The 16,637-nt window shown below is 39.4% G+C and carries 15 protein-coding genes, 1 pseudogene and 1 riboswitch; of the genes and pseudogenes, 1 reads left to right on the top strand and 15 read right to left on the bottom strand.

What is annotated here, in order from left to right; translation table 11 throughout:
* Positions 1 to 18 precede the first annotated feature (18 nt).
* The 12 genes and pseudogenes from ACNHOZ_RS13410 to nei all read right to left on the bottom strand — a co-directional run bounded on the left by ACNHOZ_RS13410 (position 19) and on the right by nei (position 12,158).
* Complete coding sequence (locus tag ACNHOZ_RS13410; RefSeq protein ID WP_028412156.1) at positions 19 to 1,029, bottom strand: ABC transporter substrate-binding protein; 1,011 nt, start codon at positions 1,027 to 1,029, stop codon at positions 19 to 21.
* Positions 1,026 to 1,769, bottom strand: coding sequence for an ABC transporter permease (locus tag ACNHOZ_RS13405; protein WP_255899378.1), 744 nt, complete (start codon positions 1,767 to 1,769; stop codon positions 1,026 to 1,028). Before ACNHOZ_RS13405 ends, ACNHOZ_RS13410 begins: the two co-directional genes overlap by 4 nt.
* Positions 1,766 to 2,530, bottom strand: a complete 765-nt coding sequence (locus ACNHOZ_RS13400; protein WP_028412154.1) for an ABC transporter ATP-binding protein — start codon at positions 2,528 to 2,530, stop codon at positions 1,766 to 1,768. Before ACNHOZ_RS13400 ends, ACNHOZ_RS13405 begins: the two co-directional genes overlap by 4 nt.
* Positions 2,523 to 3,194, bottom strand: a complete 672-nt coding sequence (tenA, locus tag ACNHOZ_RS13395) for a thiaminase II (protein ID WP_447697167.1) — start codon at positions 3,192 to 3,194, stop codon at positions 2,523 to 2,525. The genes ACNHOZ_RS13400 and tenA overlap by 8 nt, the downstream gene beginning before the upstream one ends.
* Positions 3,195 to 3,199: 5 nt before the next feature.
* Positions 3,200 to 4,477, bottom strand: a complete 1,278-nt coding sequence (locus ACNHOZ_RS13390; RefSeq protein WP_028412152.1) for an acetylornithine deacetylase — start codon at positions 4,475 to 4,477, stop codon at positions 3,200 to 3,202.
* 114 nt (positions 4,478 to 4,591) lie between these two features.
* Positions 4,592 to 4,694: riboswitch (TPP riboswitch) on the bottom strand.
* Between the two features lie 222 nt (positions 4,695 to 4,916).
* Complete coding sequence (locus ACNHOZ_RS13385) at positions 4,917 to 5,927, bottom strand: MupG family TIM beta-alpha barrel fold protein (protein WP_255899374.1); 1,011 nt, start codon at positions 5,925 to 5,927, stop codon at positions 4,917 to 4,919.
* Positions 5,924 to 7,285, bottom strand: coding sequence for a PTS transporter subunit EIIC (locus ACNHOZ_RS13380; RefSeq protein WP_255899371.1), 1,362 nt, complete (start codon positions 7,283 to 7,285; stop codon positions 5,924 to 5,926). The genes ACNHOZ_RS13385 and ACNHOZ_RS13380 overlap by 4 nt, the downstream gene beginning before the upstream one ends.
* Before the next feature lie 90 nt (positions 7,286 to 7,375).
* Positions 7,376 to 8,230, bottom strand: a complete 855-nt coding sequence (locus tag ACNHOZ_RS13375) for a MurR/RpiR family transcriptional regulator (RefSeq protein ID WP_255899368.1) — start codon at positions 8,228 to 8,230, stop codon at positions 7,376 to 7,378.
* Positions 8,202 to 9,106 (bottom strand): annotated as a pseudogene (gene murQ, locus ACNHOZ_RS13370) (N-acetylmuramic acid 6-phosphate etherase). The gene ACNHOZ_RS13375 and the pseudogene murQ overlap by 29 nt, the downstream one beginning before the upstream one ends.
* A gap of 156 nt (positions 9,107 to 9,262) precedes the next feature.
* The gene (locus ACNHOZ_RS13365) at positions 9,263 to 10,642 is read right to left on the bottom strand and encodes a DUF6612 family protein (protein ID WP_048020093.1); all 1,380 of its coding nucleotides are present in this window, start codon (positions 10,640 to 10,642) and stop codon (positions 9,263 to 9,265) included.
* 215 nt (positions 10,643 to 10,857) lie between these two features.
* Positions 10,858 to 11,235: an FAS1-like dehydratase domain-containing protein gene (locus ACNHOZ_RS13360; protein ID WP_048020092.1), complete on the bottom strand. Its 378-nt coding sequence runs from the start codon at positions 11,233 to 11,235 to the stop codon at positions 10,858 to 10,860.
* Between the two features lie 104 nt (positions 11,236 to 11,339).
* Positions 11,340 to 12,158: an endonuclease VIII gene (nei, locus tag ACNHOZ_RS13355; protein ID WP_028412142.1), complete on the bottom strand. Its 819-nt coding sequence runs from the start codon at positions 12,156 to 12,158 to the stop codon at positions 11,340 to 11,342.
* Positions 12,159 to 12,405: 247 nt separating this feature from the next.
* Between nei and ACNHOZ_RS13350 the strand changes: the two genes are divergently transcribed.
* The gene (locus ACNHOZ_RS13350) at positions 12,406 to 13,407 is read left to right on the top strand and encodes a DUF3231 family protein (protein WP_033578148.1); all 1,002 of its coding nucleotides are present in this window, start codon (positions 12,406 to 12,408) and stop codon (positions 13,405 to 13,407) included.
* A 26-nt stretch (positions 13,408 to 13,433) separates the two neighbouring features.
* Here the strand turns inward: ACNHOZ_RS13350 and ACNHOZ_RS13345 are convergent, their stop codons facing one another.
* The 3 genes from ACNHOZ_RS13345 to ACNHOZ_RS13335 form a co-directional block, all read right to left on the bottom strand.
* The gene (locus ACNHOZ_RS13345) at positions 13,434 to 14,450 is read right to left on the bottom strand and encodes a FecCD family ABC transporter permease (protein ID WP_221833170.1); all 1,017 of its coding nucleotides are present in this window, start codon (positions 14,448 to 14,450) and stop codon (positions 13,434 to 13,436) included.
* 6 nt (positions 14,451 to 14,456) lie between these two features.
* Entirely contained in the window at positions 14,457 to 15,491 is a 1,035-nt protein-coding gene (locus ACNHOZ_RS13340) for a FecCD family ABC transporter permease (RefSeq protein ID WP_033578146.1), read from the bottom strand.
* 79 nt (positions 15,492 to 15,570) lie between these two features.
* Positions 15,571 to 16,515, bottom strand: coding sequence for an ABC transporter substrate-binding protein (locus ACNHOZ_RS13335; RefSeq protein WP_028412138.1), 945 nt, complete (start codon positions 16,513 to 16,515; stop codon positions 15,571 to 15,573).
* Between the last annotated feature and the right edge of the window lie 122 nt (positions 16,516 to 16,637).

Below are 16,637 nucleotides of genomic sequence, written 5' to 3'. Positions count from 1 at the left end.
AAATTCGTCTTAAATTATTTACTGGGATTCCCCAATATTCTCAAACATCTCATCTACATTTGGCTTTTTCTTAATTAACCCTGACTCTTTTAACCAGTCAACATTTGATTGCCATGATTCTTTCGTTTGACTGCCGAATCCTTGTTCAGACTTCATTTTTGGAAGTAAGATATTCAAACTTTTTGTTTCCACATCTTTTTCGAGCGGAAAGTTTGATTTATCTTGATTATCTAACAAAATTTGAAGTGATTCTTTTGGATGTTTCTCCGTGTATTCATACCCTTTTGTCGCGGCACGCCAAAACGCTTTAATCGTATCAGAATCTTTTGCCCACGTTTGATCCCCTGTAACGGCCACTAGCTCGTAATAAGATGGCACGCCGTAATCTGACGGATCAATGTCAACCGTTTTGTATCCTTTTTTGTGAAGCAATGGTACTTCGTGGTTAATATACGCACCTATTACAGCATCTACTTTTTTGCTAATCAGCGATGAATTTAACTCAAACCCTACGTCTACTAGTTTTACTTTATTCGGATCTCCTCCATCGCTTTTCACCATTTTCTTTAGAACAGATTCACTTAATGGTGTTCCGCTGTATCCTACTACTTTTCCTTCTAAATCTTTAGGACGCTTAATACCGCTATCTTTCAATGCCACAACCCGGTTTAGCGGAGATCTTACAATCGCTCCTACCGACTTTACCGGCACATCTTCATTTGCTCGTGCCATTGCTACATCAGGCTGATAGTAAAGGCCGAGCGTGACTTTCCCTGCAGCTGCTAAATTAAGCGAGTCTGTTGGATTAGCAGGAAATTGTACTTTTACATTCAGCCCTTCTTTTTTGAAATATCCTTTTTCTTGTGCAGCGTAAATGAAGCTGTGCACTGCATTTGGATACCAATCAAGCATAATTGTAACGTCTTTTAATTTTTTACTGTCACCAGCTTTATTTTCCTTGTCCTGACCGCAAGCAGCGAGCATCAAAACAAGCAGCAGGCTTAAGCTAATCGCAAACCATTTTTTCATTCTGTTTTCCTCCACTTTAATGAACGTTTTTCGAAACCTACTACAATAATAAAAAATAAAATACCGAGCGCGGATAAAATCACAATTGGTGCAAATACACCAGCTGCATCAAACTGTGTCATCATGCGACGACTGAAATATCCTAAGCCTGCTTGCGCACCCAACCATTCCCCAATGGCAGCACCTATTATACTAAAGGTAACCGCTACTTTGAGTCCCGAATAAAAATGAGGCAGTGCAGAAGGAATGTTCAACTTAAAGAAAATATCTTTTTTTGTTGCTCCCATCGTTAACATGAGTTCTTTTAACTCTTTGTTTGTAGAACGAAGCCCGTCAAATGTGCTAACGGTAATGGGAAAAAACGTAATTAATACGGTCACAATCACTTTGCTCCAAATGGAGTAGCCAAACCACAGCACAAATACAGGAGCAATGGCAATGGTCGGAATCATTTGTGACGCAATAATAAGCGGATAAAAAGCACGCTCAATAAGCGGACTCCAATTCATCCACACAGCCAGCAGAACCCCTAGCACAACGGATATTACAAGCCCAATTACGACAATAGATAACGTAGCTGGTAAATGCTTAAACAATAAATCCATTCGCAGCTCCCAAAGCTTCGTTAAAATACCGCTGGGCGTTGGTAAAATAAACGGATAGTTTACAATGCGTGCTCCAATTTCCCAAGCAGTCAGCAAAATGACTACTAAAATCACTGAAGCCCCGTACTTTTTCATGTGTTCACCTTCGATCTTAGCTGTTCAATTAAATAATCTTTCACATCAAGCACTCGCTGTTGATTCAGATCTTTTTGCGTTCGAGGTCTGCTAAGCGGCACTTGAATTTCTTCAAGACAACTTACTGGCTTGTCTGAAAAGATAAAAATGCGATCTGATAAAAAAAGCGCTTCATTGACGTCATGAGTGATAAATAAGATGCTATGCTTACGCTTTTGCCATTGGTCAAGCAGCCATTCCTGCATCGATAAACGTGTGATTGCATCAAGTGCACTAAAAGGCTCATCTAAAAGCAGCACGTTAGAACCGCTTAATACCGTCCGAAGAAAAGAAACGCGCTGCTTCATCCCTCCGGATAAATCACTTGGAAAACGGTTTTCATACCCTTTTAGGCCAAACTCTTCAAGCAGCTGAGACACTTGCTTATGAGCACTTGCTTTTGATACATTGTGAAGCTCAAGAGGCAGTGCTGCATTGTCTAGAATCGTACGCCACGGAAGCAGCAAATCTTGCTGCGGCATATAGCCTACTTTTCCTAGTCGCTTTTCATAAGACTTTCCGTTAATCACGATATCGCCTTCACTCTGCTGTTCAAGACCTGTAATAAGACGAAACAACGTACTTTTCCCAGAGCCGCTCGCTCCAACGATACTGACAAACTCGCCTTCTTTCACGTCTAAGTTTAATGATTTTAAAATCGCTTGATCACCGTTCTTGTACGTAAAACTGACGTTTTGAAAAGATAACACAGACCTATTCATGAATTGGCCACATCGCTTCGTTATAAGCCATATCCCAGAACATATACTCAAAACGCGTCGTATTCAAGAAAATTTCTTCAAGCTTTTCTAATTCCACTTCTGATTTATCTTCAGTAAGTGAGTCAAATAAATTGATACACCATGTCGCCAGTTCTCCAAATTCTTCTGAGCTGTACATTTCAATCCACTCACGGTAAAACTCATTGTTAGCTCCAGGCTTTTCACTAAGTTCTTTTCCTATTTCCCAGTAGCTCCACATACAAGGCAAAAGAGCGGCTACTAATTCAGCTAATGTTCCACTTTGACCAACGTGCAGCATATAGTACGTGTATGCAAGCGTTGTAGGAGATGGCTGCGCTTTTTCTAATTCTTTTTCGCTGATTTCAAATTTCTTGGCATACTCACGGTGCAGACTCATTTCTTCGTTTAATGTAGAGTCTAAAAGGGCTGCAAATTTCCCCATCGTTTGAAGATCGGTAGCTTTCATGGCTCCAATCGCAAATAATTTGGCATAATCAATTAGGTAAAGGTAATCTTGAATCATGTAGAAGCGAAACTTCTCCTTTTCAAGCGTTCCATCTCCCATCCCCTGTACGAAGGGATGATTATGATTTTGACGCCAAATAGGCTGCAGCTTTTCGTATAATCGTTCACTAAATTTCATGATGATCACTCCTTATGCGTATGCAGCCACGTATAAATGAACTGCACTATCACTTTTGTATATTGAACAAGCTGATTAATATCTAATTGTTCGTTCACAGCATGTGCATTTGCTAAATTTCCCGGACCGTAAATAGCGGCGGGAATTCCCGCATCAGCTAGCCATCCCCCGTCTGTTACGCTAGTTGACACATCAATTGGAGGCTTTTTCCCTTCCATTTGTTCATGAGTATTTGCAAGCAGCTGCACTCCTGCATGATTTTCATCAATTTCTAATGACGGAAAGATTTCTCCTCTGTCTTCAATCATTGATGTGCCTCCCCATTCAAAGGTTGGCAGATTATCTTTTAACCATGGATCTGCTTTTGCAATAGCTATAATATATTCTTCCACTTCTTTTGATACTTGGTCGTACGATTCATTAGGATAATAGTGAACGGTGATCCACAGCCTGCATTCATCTGCAATAAAAGCAGCATGTCTTCCGCCTTCGATTACTGCTGGATTAATCGTATTTGTCCCTGGCAAAAATCCTGGATAGCTCTTTGTAACAGCCCAGTGACGCTCCAATTCTTGTAGCCCTCCGATCACTTTTGCCATCTTTTCAATAGCGCTTGCGGCTAACAGGCCTCCTCCAGCATGAATCATACTTCGGCGTGTACCGTCATGATAGGTTTTACTGCTTTTTATCGTAATCCATCCCGTGATCACTCCGCCTTGACCTTGAATATGTAAATCACTTGTATCGACTACAAGCGCAAAATCAGCTGTATACCCTTTCTGACAGCATTGCAGCGTACCTGCCTCTCCTACTTCTTCTCCTACAACGGATTCAAAAATCAAGTCTCCTGGCAGCTCGATTCCTGCTTCTGTTAAAAGCTGAACTGCAAATAATGCTCCCGCCAAACCGCCTTTCATATCAGCAACTCCGCGTCCAATTATCATATTGTCTTTCACAACAGCTTCAAACGGATTGGTTTCCCAATTTTCATTTTCTTGTACCTCAGCAACATCCATATGGCCGTTAATAATCAAGCTTTGATAGTCAGCCGATTTTTGTCCTTTTAACGTTCCCACTACGATAGGGTCGTTAGAATATAAGTCCCACATATCAATGGAAAAACCGCAGTTTTTAAGAAAATCCGCTACGTACAGCTGCGCTTCATGAGAATTTCGTGCAGGAGGCGCTGGCGTTTTATACGAAACAAGCGTTGTTAATAACTGGATTAACTCTCCTTTGCGCTCCTCTACCTGTTTGACAAGCAAATCAATTGTTTCTTTCATGTATGACACCTTCCTTTACGCATAAAAAAACACTTCTTTCGCAGGAAAGAAGTGTTTTTGTTTATGTACACAAAATTATTATAACGAGTTCGTAAGGAAATCCCATACAAAACATCCATTACAATACCTCTTTCCTACGCTAGTATTACCTAGTTCAGGTTATAAGGGTTAAGACTTATCGTCTCTCTCAGCTTCGAAAGCACCCCTAGTGGTGTTGTATCTCTATGAAATTAATCTATTATCATATGTTTACCTGTAATAGTTTTATCATAGTAAAGCGTTTTATTCAATAGAAAGGTTCATGATATGGTAATGAAAATAGTTTCCTTTTTAGTAGTAAAAGAAAAAGCACACACCTTTTTCATGCAGTGTGTGCTCTTTGTTTTTGTGACATTACTAGTTAGCTATTGGCTTCTTTAAAAATACACCGTTTTTTCCTTCAGACAGTAATAAGCTCAAGCTTTTGCCCCGGTCTCACTAATGAAAGCAGCTCGTGATCTTCTTCTATTACATACCCAATCACATTCACATTAGCATTTGCAGACAAATTCCTTTTAGCTATTTGAACCTCTCCTCTGTAACGTCCGTAGCCATCATTGTCCATTGTAATTGCTCCGATTCTGCGTTCTACTGTATGAAATGGCAGCACTGGTTTTACAGATCGTGTATCAACCAATCGCAGAACGTCTCTTGATACATCCGGACGCACGCTGTACGTTCCCTGTATATGAGGTGAACGAATGCGTAGCGGAATAATGCGGTTTTCTTGATATTGAACTAAACGTTTTAATAAATTTGAACTGGCGTATGGATCTCCAATATAAACCTCCGTTACTCCGCATCCGTATAAATCTACTGCAGAGGTAAAAGGACATTTATTACGGTCTTTTTCTCTAGTAGGAAGTCCTTGATAAATAGGTCCTCTCTTTTCGCCTTCTCCAGGAATATAAGCACAAACTGGAATACAAAGTTCATTAAATAAATCTGTCTGCTGTTGAAAAAACGTTTCTTCAAGCCCTGTTTCAGGCCGCGGATAAAAATTATGCCAAGCAAGCAGCTGATGATGATGAAGACCTGCAGATAATAGCGCTTCTATTTCTAGTTTTGACACTGTACTTGCATTAAGGGCAATATAAAACTCATCCGCAAGTAAAATCGTTTCTTCTACGCTAAAGCCATCGTCTAGTCTAATACCTGATACGCCAAGTGAAGATAGAGTCATAAGGCTTTCGATACCTAAATGAACCGGTGTATGCTTAGATACATCTGCATACACGCTTATTCCACAATCTCTAGCCACATGAAGCAATTCTTTTGCCCGTTCAGCCAAATCTCCTTTTTCCTCTGGAATGTGAAGTGAAGTGAATGCGCGTGTAACGCCGCATTCACTCGCTTCTACTAATCTTTGTTTGGCATCTCTATCGTTCAAATAAAATGAAATGCCAATCATTCAAACTCCCTCGCCATTTCGTCGTTAAATCCAAAGAAATAGGTACAAATAAAACCTGCTGCGTAAGCAATAACTAATCCAAGTAAATAAAGAAGAATTTGATGCGCATGAACTAAAAACGTAAGCGGCAAACCCGATACTCCCACTGCTACAGTTGCAATATGGAAGTGCGCCTGAAACGCTCCGCCGATTCCAGCTCCAAGACAAGCGGTTAAAAATGGACGCCCTAAAGGAAGTGTGACTCCAAAAATAAGCGGCTCTCCAATTCCCAGCAGCCCTGAAGGAAGTGCGCCTCCAATTGCTCGCTTTAAGCGTTTTTTCTTTGTTTTGATATAAATAGCAAAAGCTGCACCAACCTGACCGGCTCCGCCCATTGCTAGTATAGGAAGAAGCGGATCATCTCCAATCGAATTAATAAGCTCTAAATGAACCGGAGTAAGACCTTGATGCAGTCCTGTAATAACGAGCGGCAAAAACGTTGCCCCTAAAACAAAGCCTGCTACAACTCCTCCAACCTCTAAAACTCCTAAAAGACCTTTTGTGATTCCATCTGAAATGAAGCCGCCGATTGGCATGAATACCACATACGTAATAATTCCTGTAATTAACACCGTAACGGTTGGTGTAATAATAATATCCAGTGACTGTGGGACAAATTTACGTACTCGTTTTTCTAACACGGCCATAAAGATTGCTGCAAGCAGCACTCCTATTAAGCCCCCACGCCCCGGCAAAAGTGCTTCACCAAAAAGTTTAATATCAGCTACGGCAGGATTAATGACTAAAATGCCCGCTAAGCCTCCTAGAGCTGGCGAACCACCAAATTCTTTTGCTGCATTAATACCTACTAAAATACCCATATAGGCAAATAAACCGCTTCCGATAACGGTTAAAAGAATAGCAATCTGTGAATCTGCCGGAAGCCACTTCGCCTGCACAGCTGCTTTTGTCACTCCGGTAATAAGTCCAGATGCTACAAGAGCAGGTATCAACGGAATAAAAATACTTGCAATTCGGCGAAGCAACAGCTTAAACGGAGTTGCATTTTTTTCTTTCAGCTCCGATTTCCGCTGTGCTGCACGATCTTCTAAGTTAATACCGCCGGATTCATCAATTAACTTTCCAAATTCTTCTGTTACTTTGTTCACTTTGCCCGGCCCAATAATGATTTGCAGCGTTTCTTCTTCCACTAATCCGAGCACGCCTTCAAGTTTTCGTATATCTGCCTTTTTAACAATTGAATCATCTTTTATAGTCACACGCAGCCGCGTCATGCAATGCGTATACGCTTCAATATTGGATGCTCCCCCAAGCATCTCCAAAACAGCCTTTGCTAATTGATGATTATCTAAAGACATGTTAATCCCCCTTTGTATTTTCCTCTTAGATGGATACGCCACTGAGGAAACAGACCACAAAATCCCCTTTTTTGTAATCGTTCTCTTTTTTTATTTCTTATCTTTCAAAAACTGAATGGCATCTCTTGTTTTGTCAATATACTCAACCGTCTGGTCGTACTGCTGCGCTGCAATACTTAAAAATAAAACATCAATCACATAAAGCTGGGCTAAACGAGACGATGTTGCTGCGCTTCGAAACGGCGCTTCTTGAGAATAAGACGTATACAAACAAATATCTGCTAAAGACGAAACGGTAGACTGTCCGTACTTAGTTAAGCTAATCGTCTTTACTCCGCGATTTTTAGCTAAAGATAAGACGTTGCTTACTTCAGGAGTCTCTCCTGAAAAAGAAATACCCACAACTACATCGTCTTTACTTGCATTTGCGATGAGTGTAGCTGCTAAATGGCTATCCGCAAAAGCCGTCGCATTTTTATTAATTCGAAGAAATTTTTGCTGCGCATCTATAGCAATAATATGTGAAGCACCAATTCCGAAAAAATGAATGTTTTTTGCTCCAATCAGCGCCAAAACAGCCCGCTCTACTTCTTTATAATTCACAAGCTCAGCCGTATCACTTAGACTTTGAATGCTGTTGCTTGCCGTTTTTTTGACAATAGATTGAATTGTTTCATTTGTTTCAATATCACGGTATCCTTGTTCTGTATCTTTAGCTAAATCACCGGCTACTCTAACCTTTAATTCTTGAAAGCCGCTAACCCCGATAGATTTACACAAACGAATAACAGCAGCACTGCTCGCATTCGCTAGTCTTCCTAGTTCCCCAGCCGTACTGTTTACCACAGTATGCGGGTTGTTTAAAATATATTCAGCAATTTTCCGCTCCGAATCTGGAAGCTTAGCCACCGTATTTTTAATCATTGTTAATCCGCCTGTTGACATCGTTTCTCTCCTTACATACGTAATATTTAATCTCTCTTCTTACATAACCGTCCGCATTATTCAGTAATATCTTCGCGGTGTCATAATTTTCGTTTGTTTTGAACATAACCACTGCTGTTTTTATCTCATTATTTGCTTCTTCGAGCGTTTGACTTGCCTGGCCATAAAAAACACCAGTAATTTCACAAATAATACCTATCATTAAGTTTTCATAGACTTTTCCTATTTTAATCATAGCCGCGGTGGAAATCATGTTGAGAATCATTTTGTGAGTGCTTGCTGCTTTTAACCTTGTGGAACCTGTTAGCACTTCTGGACTACTACTACCTCGATGCTATGATCTGCTTCTTTTCCAATAAGTGAATTACCATTGCAAGACAGCGCTACTGTTTTAGCTTTTACAGATTTTGCATATTTCAATGCACCAATCACATAAGGCGTACGTCCGCTTGCAGCAATTCCAATGACTGTGTCTCGTTCATTTAAATGTATTTTTTGTAAATCTGCTGCTCCCAATTCTTCTTTATCTTCTGCACCTTCAACTGCTTTCACAAATGCTTTTTCTCCTCCAGCCATCAGTCCCTGTACCTGATTGGGATTGGTACTGAAAGTAGGCGGGCATTCAACAGCATCCAATACTCCCAGCCGTCCGCTTGTTCCTGCTCCGACATAAATAAGCCGCCCTTCCTTTTGAAACGATTCGCTTACAAACTCAACTGCTACCTCTACGTCTGGAAGTACCTCTTGCACAGCCAGCGCCACTTTTTGATCTTCTTTATTCATTACGTTTAAAATTTCTTTTGTACTAGCCGTATCTATCTTCATGGTCTGCTCGTTTTGAGACTCTGTTGTTAATAACGTAAGCTGTTCATTCATCTTTTCGGCCCCTTTTTCATCATGTAGTGAAGTTATGGTTATTATAATTCTTTTAAAATATAATTTCAATAATTTATTTTATTTTCTGAAATTATATTTTAAAACAACATAAAAAAAGATTTCAGGCATATAGCTGAAATCCTTTTTTATATCTATTTATGATTGTTGAGCAAATGTTAACAGATACTCATCTTGCATTAAAACTTCGTAATCTTTTTCACCATTTCTTACGACGTGTACAGGGACTGTTTTTGCCGGAAGTAATTCAACTGGCTCACGATAGCGTTTTGCTACTCCGTCAATAAGTTCGTTTACTAACTGCTCGTTACTCATCTCACCCGCCTGATATTTTTCTGCAAGTGGTGTCATGACTTCCGCTAATACACTTGCATCGTTAAATCCTTGAATTTCGACTTGTACGACGTACGCACCATCTTCAGCACTATACGCTGCATCTTTAATGGTATATTTTGTAGATGAAAGAGCTTTTAGAAAAGCGCTGCTTACTTCGTTTAACTGCTCATCGGTTATATTTGAGCTCAATGATGATAAAGCCCCTTTAAAATTCGTTTCAAAAAACTCTACAAACGAACTCTTTTGGAACTCCCCTTTTTCTTTTACCTGTTTCTTATCTTGCTGATTCGGATGTTTAGCAACAAATTGATCTGTATTTTGATAAACAGTGGCTTGAATTAAAGCATCCACGTATTGTCCCGCTTCCTTGGCATAGGCAGCCTGCTTTTCTTTATTTGGCGTTTCGGTGCTGCTACCATTAGAAGCAGCAGCGGCTTTTGCTTCCACTTTTGGTTTTGTTACATTGTCTAATTGGTTATATGTATACGTATACGTTTGCTTAGACTTTGAGTTTTCTGTTTTTCCGTCTACTTTAACTGAATACGACTGATTTTTTACTACTTTCTTTATTTGCTTCGTTTCTTTATCAATTGTCACAATAAGCGAAAAATCTTTTCCTTTAATTTGGTCAAGGTCTACAGCAGTATCGCTGCCTTGATTTGTTATTTTATAATAAGCTTTAGCATCACCTGCTACAATTTTTTGCTTTTTGTCTTTGTCTCCGTTAAATGTTAATACATACTCTTTGCCTTTTTCGGTGACGTCAAATTCATTTGGAAGATTTTTATCATACTTTTGGTAGTAGCGTATTGGATTTTGTTGAAGCTCCCTAGCGTTATTGATTAAAGCCTTAACGTACTTTTTTTCTTCTCCCTGTACTTTTGTGCTTTCTTCTCCAGCCACAGCTAACGTTTCATCACCGTCATGATACATCTTCAATTCTTCGCCGTTCATTTTTGTGTTAATGTAACCTGCTTTACTTTTAAAATCAAACTCTTGTACTCCGTTGACTTTGTAATCAGACGATCCTTCTTCTTTCCCATTGACTTTCACTTGAACATTTTTCACCTTTTCTTGTGCTTCTTTCACGTCACCCGTTAATTCCTCTGAAGACGGCATCCCACATGCCGAAAGCAATAGAGCGAATGATAGTGCTAAGCCGGTATTAATTATTTTTTTCATCTAAGAAACTCCTTTTTAAATATTTTTCCAAAAATAAGAATCTATGTACTTAGTAAATACACATTTTTACCATTTGTGAAACTCAACTTTACTAAATTACCATATTTACATTTAAATGGTAACCAACAAAAGAAGGAAATTGCACAATAAAAAAGTCACGAATCCGTGACTTTTTTAACAACCTTCATAACTTATTTTTTATTAGCGCTTTCATTTCAATCTCTTATAATTCCATTACTTGTCCCTATCAGTACTTCTTTACCTTGTTGATTTCGATACACTGATTTGATTTTCAATTTTTGAAAACCATCTGCTTTTTCTACTTCAGTTAATATACATTCACAGGTAACTGTATCTCCTGCAAAAACTGGACGAAGAAATTCACTCACCATTTCTCTTGCAATGTAGTTTAAGTCTCCCCCTATCTTTGTCCCAATACTAGCAGTCATAAGCCCATGTACCATTAGCCGCCCTTTTTCGTCACGTTCTATATGATGTTTGCCCCGGTCTCCAGTCATCTCCGCAAACTGCATGATTTCTTCCTCTTGAAACGTTCTTTGCCACGTAAATGTATCTCCTGCTTTACATTCCATCTTATCCCTCCCCTTAAGGTTATGACTTTACTTTTTAACTATATCACAAAAATGAATGTTCATTCATTTTTACATCAAAAAAATAGCAGAATAAATATATCCTGCTATTTCTGACAAGTAGGACAGTAATAAAGCCTTCTAGAAGCAGCTTGGACTTTTAGAATAGGCGTGCCGTCAATTCGACAAGCTTCTCCTTCACGGTTAAAAACCCAGTGGCGGTATGCAGAGCGCTTTTGCCCTTTCTTTTTTAACGATTCAGCAAGCTTTACATCATTTGTAATGCCACCTGTTTTATAGGACTGTTTTACAAGAGAAATGGTTGCTTCAGCTGCCTTTTTAAGCTGTTCTTCCGTGCAGTCTATGGGACGAGCTGCAGGGTTAATTCCCGCTACAAATAGGATTTCACTGCGCAAGTAATTGCCAATCCCAGCTATAAAGCTTTGGTCTAGCAGCAGCGATGCCCACTTTCTACGATAAAATGGTTTAGAATAAAAACGGTCTAAAAGCTCACCTGCCGTTACTTCTTCACTTAAGATATCAGGACCAACCCTTGATACAAAAGGATGAGCTGGAACTTCTTCATCACGCAATACTTCAATATCAGAAGCGCTATAAAGCAGCGCTGATTTTTTTTCATTATGAATTGCAAGGCGCAGCTGTCTGTTTGTAGATGGATAATTGTAAGATGAACGAACATACCATTTTCCATAAAGCTGATTATGTGAGTAAATGGTATAGCCGTTGTCAAAACGAATAAGCATAGCTTTTCCTTTTGTATCTACTCTCTCAATACGAGCTCCTGTTAATACTTCTTCATAATGTTGCAAAGATGGAAAAGCAAACCATATCTCGCGAACAGGAAGACCGATAATCGCTTTTTCCACTTCGTCGGCTGCTCGTCTAATTTCTGGACCTTCTGGCATATAATGAAACTCCTTTCTTGCCTAACTTTCTTCATTTATTATTTCGGTTTTATTTCTGCTTTGCAAGAAAGAAGCGGCTGCGCCCTTCTTTTGCTAAAAGAACCTTTAAATTATGCATGACGTTTACTCTTATAGTAAAATGTTGATACCTTTTTTACTTTCTATAGTGTTTATCTTACTTCCTTTGACTTATACTAGTTGGTAACCTTTTAGAAACTTGTTAATTACTTAGCATGAGGAGTTTATTATGAATAATCAATCATTTTCTCCACTATCAGCCGCTGAGATGGCTGTTATTTGGAAGCAATATATGAACGATAAAGCGATTTCTTGTATGCTCAAACAATTTCTTTGTCATGTAGACGATTTAGAGATTCAAAAAGCGATTCAAGGTACACTGCATATCACAACAAAAAACAGTGATGCGCTCACTGCTATCTTTTTAAAAGAAAATATGCCAATCCCGCTTGGTTTCGGAGAAGAAGACCTTGACGCTGAAGCTCCAAAATTATTTTCGGATTCTTTTTATTTGCTTTATTTAAAGCATATTTCAAATGTCCTTCTGCTGTCAGCAACTACAGGCGTCGATGTTGCCGCAAGAAATGATGTACGATCTTTTTTTCGCAGCTTGCTGTTAAAAGCAGAAAAGCTTAACCAAACGATTACAGATTTGTTGTTAGAAAAACAAATTTTTATAGAACTGCCTCCTATTCCTATTGCAGATGCGTCTGATATGAACGATAAAGAACTCTTCTTAGGAAGCTATTTTGATGAAAAGCGGCCGTTAACCGTCATTGAAATTTCTCATATCGTGTCAAGCATACAGACGAACTTAATTGCAAAGGATTTAATTTTAGGGTTTGCTCAAACAGCTCCTTCTCAGGACATTCAGGCTTTTTTATTAAAGGGTAGAGAGCTTGTGCAGCAGCATATTGAATCCCTGTCACAACCGCTAATGGTAGAAAACATACCGGTCACAATGAAGTGGGATTACGGAGTAGAAAAGTCTTCTGTTCCCCCATTTTCAGAAAAACTCATGATGTTTCACCTAGCTGCGATGATTACTGAAAATGTACGTGGCTACGGGCTTGCGATGTCAACAAGCCCCCGTTTAGATCTCGCTTTAAACTATACAAACTTCACGACTGAAATTTTGGAATATGCCAAAGAAGTATCAAGAATAAGTATTGAACAAGGATGGCTAGAAGAGCCTCCGCATATTCCATTTCCCAAAATTCACTTGGAATAAAAATAAGCTCGCGCTAAAGCGCGAGCTTATTTTTTAGATTCTCTCCACAGTAAATAAAGAAAATACGGAGCGCCGATAATGCCAATGATTAATCCGGCCGGAATTTCAATCGGAGGAGCAATTCCTCGCCCAATCAAATCTGCCGCTAGTACAAACAAAGCTCCAAGTAAAGCGGCTGTAGGAATCAGTTGTTTATGTCTCGGTCCCACTAACCGTTTGGCCACATGAGGAATAATAAGCCCGACAAAGCCAATGGTACCAACAACCGATACAACGGCAGCCGTCATTGCCACTGCGCTTGCTAGTAATACTAGACGAATTAGCTCTACTCTAGCCCCTAGCCCTCGAGCCACTTCATCACCTAAGTGAATTAAATCTAACCGAGCAGCTAACAGCCAAATCAGCGGTACTAGTATAACGACCCACGGAAGTAAACTAATCAATTGATCCCATGTTCTTCCCCATAAGCTGCCGCTCAGCCAAATGAGTGCTGCGTTTACGTTTGGATTTGCTTTTGAAATTAACAAGTGAATACCGGATGAACAAAAAGCGCTGACCGCTACACCTAATAACGCAAATCGAATAGGTTCTACTCCTTTTTTATAAGCAAGCAAATAGACGATTACGAAGACAAAGGAGCCTCCTGCAAACGCAGCGACTGATAAAACAGACGGACTTGCTAAAGGCAGTAAAATAGTGACTGCAACAGCAGCTAACCCTGATCCGCTTGAAAGACCTAATGTATCTGGACTAGCGAGCGGATTTCTCATAATAGACTGTACGACGACTCCGGACACAGCTAGGCCGATCCCGGTTAAAATAGCCAGCAAAATACGAGGCAGGCGAAATTCTACCAAAATAGACGTCAAGTCAGGATCGCCAATGCCAATAAAAGACGTAATAATATCTAAAGGAGGTATGTTAATGTCTCCTAAGCTAAGGCTTATCACGCTCAGCGCTATAATTAAGACAGAAAGAATGATAAACAGGCCGACAGACTTGAATCGAGATGGCTGCTTTTTTGTTTTATTGACAGTCTGCATATATACTCATGCCTTCCTTTCTGTTTTTTTGCGTCTCGCTAAGTAAATAAAGTACGGTGTTCCAAGAAGTGCTGTCACTGCACCTACAGGGGTCTCATACGGGTATGTAATAAATCGCGACAATACGTCTGCTAATAGCAGTAAAGAAGCTCCAAGCAGCGCGCTCATTGGCAAAACAACTCGGTAATCTACACCTATTAAATAGCGCACCATATGAGGAACAACAAGCCCTACAAATCCAATAGGACCCGCAATCGCCACTGAAACACCAGCTAATACAATCACAACAACTGCAGTGAACGCTCTAATGGCAAAGACTCGCTGCCCGAGTCCTCTAGCTACATCATCTCCTAAAGATAGCAAAGAAGACGCTCTTCCCAGACCAAACGCAACAAGCAGACCTACAATGCTAAAAGGAAGCAACACGTGAACATGTCCCCAGTCCCGCCCAATAACTGAGCCGGTGAGCCAGAACATAACGCCTTCTGTTTTGCTTTCATTAAAAATTAGCAGCGTTTGTGTAAGAGACATAAGCATACCTTGTATAGCGACACCCGTTAAAGCAAGCTTTACATCGCTGTCTCCTCCTTTAATCAACGAACTCATGACGTAGACAATAACAGCAGCAAAGGCGCCTCCTAAAAATGCTCCAAACACCCCGCCAATCATGCTTACACCTGGCACTAAAACCGTTAAAAATACCATTGCCGCTGATGCCCCGGCATTAATACCAAAAATACCAGGAGAAGCTAATGGGTTTCTAGTTAATGCTTGCATCAACGCTCCGGCGACAGCCAAATTAGCACCAACAAATGCCGTGACCAATAAGCGAGGCAGGCGGACAGTTTGAATAATCGATTGTTCTTTTGATCCGTCAAAATCTAGTAAAGCTTGCTTAATCGTCCCAAAAGAAATATGTATAGAACCGATGGAAATAGATAAAAACATAGAAATCAGTAAAAGAATGATAACAGCAAGAAAAATAGCTATTATGCGAAGTGGAGATTTGTTTCTTTTGGATAAACCGTGAACAGCTTTCATAGTAGACTGCGCCTCCTTCCATTTGAAAGTTCAATAAAAAGAAAAAAACAACCCCGCTGGATTGTTCTTTTCTTCGTTATTATTTGCCTTCAAATAATAACTTTTCTGCTTCATCTGCAATACCATTTGCACCTTGTACACTTCGGCGAAGAGACCATTTAAATACATCAACTTCATACACTTGATTATTTTTAACCGCTTTTAGCTCTTTCCATAATGGCTGTTTTGCTAAAGGCGTATGACCTTTTTCATTTCGCATAACAATGAGTTTGTCTGGATCTGCTTTTACGAGCTGTTCCATTGTCATTTTTACACTGTACTCTTTTGTAGGATCTGTTAATGCATTTTTGAAGCCTAATTGCTCAAGAACACCCGTTGTAAAGAAATTTGAAGTTCTAGCATTAATATTACCATTTGCATCAGCGATAACAAGTACATTGCCCGGATTTTTTGGCGCTTTTGCTTTTAAATCTTTCATTTTTTGCTTATGCTCTTCTACAACTTTTTCAACTTTTGCCTTCTTGCCAACCGCTTCTCCTACTTTTAACTCCGTATTTAGTAAATCATCGTAATTAGCATTTAAATTTTTTAATTCAATTGTTGGCGCAATTTTCGATAATTCTTTATATACATTTTTATGACGTTCTGAATCAGCGATAATCAAATCTGGCTTCAACAGTTTAATCGACTCCAAGCTAGGCTGTGCTCGCGTGCCAACTGATTTGTATCCTTTGATTTCTTTTAGTACATCTTTATCAATAAGCTGTTCTGCTTTATCATCATCAGCTACTCCTACAGGTTTAATACCAGCATCTAACAATGCATCAATAAAACCTAACTCTAATACAACTACTCGCTTTGGATTTTCTTTTACTTTTGTCTCTCCAAGCTCATGTTTAACCACTCTTGTTTTTTCATTTTTTTCATCGGCTGAATTTTCCTTGTTCGTACTGCTGCAGCCGATAAGCATTCCGATTGCCAGCATTGTAATAAAAGCCAGCAGTCCTATTTTTTTCTTATTCAAATGTCATTCCTCCTGCTTGTATCTTTATGTAGATAATTGACTCTTGAAACTGATAATCGTTATCATTATATCAGTTTTATCTATTTAAACAAGCTGATTCGTTATTTTTTAATTAAAAAAGT

The organism is Priestia sp. D51, from assembly GCF_053345675.1.
This window is presented reverse-complemented; position numbering and strand designations above follow the sequence as displayed.

Excerpts from the sequence above, each read along its gene's own strand:
- ACNHOZ_RS13340 (WP_033578146.1), bottom strand. The coding sequence starts at position 15,491 with ATGAAAGCTGTTCACGGTTTATCCAAAAGAAACAAATCTCCACTTCGC.
- ACNHOZ_RS13375 (WP_255899368.1), bottom strand. The coding sequence starts at position 8,230 with ATGTCAACAGGCGGATTAACAATGATTAAAAATACGGTGGCTAAGCTT.
- ACNHOZ_RS13360 (WP_048020092.1), bottom strand. The coding sequence starts at position 11,235 with ATGGAATGTAAAGCAGGAGATACATTTACGTGGCAAAGAACGTTTCAA.
- ACNHOZ_RS13400 (WP_028412154.1), bottom strand. The coding sequence starts at position 2,530 with ATGAATAGGTCTGTGTTATCTTTTCAAAACGTCAGTTTTACGTACAAG.
- ACNHOZ_RS13385 (WP_255899374.1), bottom strand. The coding sequence starts at position 5,927 with ATGATTGGCATTTCATTTTATTTGAACGATAGAGATGCCAAACAAAGA.
- tenA (WP_447697167.1), bottom strand. The coding sequence starts at position 3,194 with ATGAAATTTAGTGAACGATTATACGAAAAGCTGCAGCCTATTTGGCGT.
- ACNHOZ_RS13350 (WP_033578148.1), top strand. The coding sequence starts at position 12,406 with ATGAATAATCAATCATTTTCTCCACTATCAGCCGCTGAGATGGCTGTT.
- ACNHOZ_RS13410 (WP_028412156.1), bottom strand. The coding sequence starts at position 1,029 with ATGAAAAAATGGTTTGCGATTAGCTTAAGCCTGCTGCTTGTTTTGATG.
- ACNHOZ_RS13380 (WP_255899371.1), bottom strand. The coding sequence starts at position 7,285 with ATGTCTTTAGATAATCATCAATTAGCAAAGGCTGTTTTGGAGATGCTT.
- ACNHOZ_RS13365 (WP_048020093.1), bottom strand. The coding sequence starts at position 10,642 with ATGAAAAAAATAATTAATACCGGCTTAGCACTATCATTCGCTCTATTG.
- ACNHOZ_RS13405 (WP_255899378.1), bottom strand. The coding sequence starts at position 1,769 with ATGAAAAAGTACGGGGCTTCAGTGATTTTAGTAGTCATTTTGCTGACT.
- ACNHOZ_RS13345 (WP_221833170.1), bottom strand. The coding sequence starts at position 14,450 with ATGCAGACTGTCAATAAAACAAAAAAGCAGCCATCTCGATTCAAGTCT.
- ACNHOZ_RS13390 (WP_028412152.1), bottom strand. The coding sequence starts at position 4,477 with ATGAAAGAAACAATTGATTTGCTTGTCAAACAGGTAGAGGAGCGCAAA.
- nei (WP_028412142.1), bottom strand. The coding sequence starts at position 12,158 with ATGCCAGAAGGTCCAGAAATTAGACGAGCAGCCGACGAAGTGGAAAAA.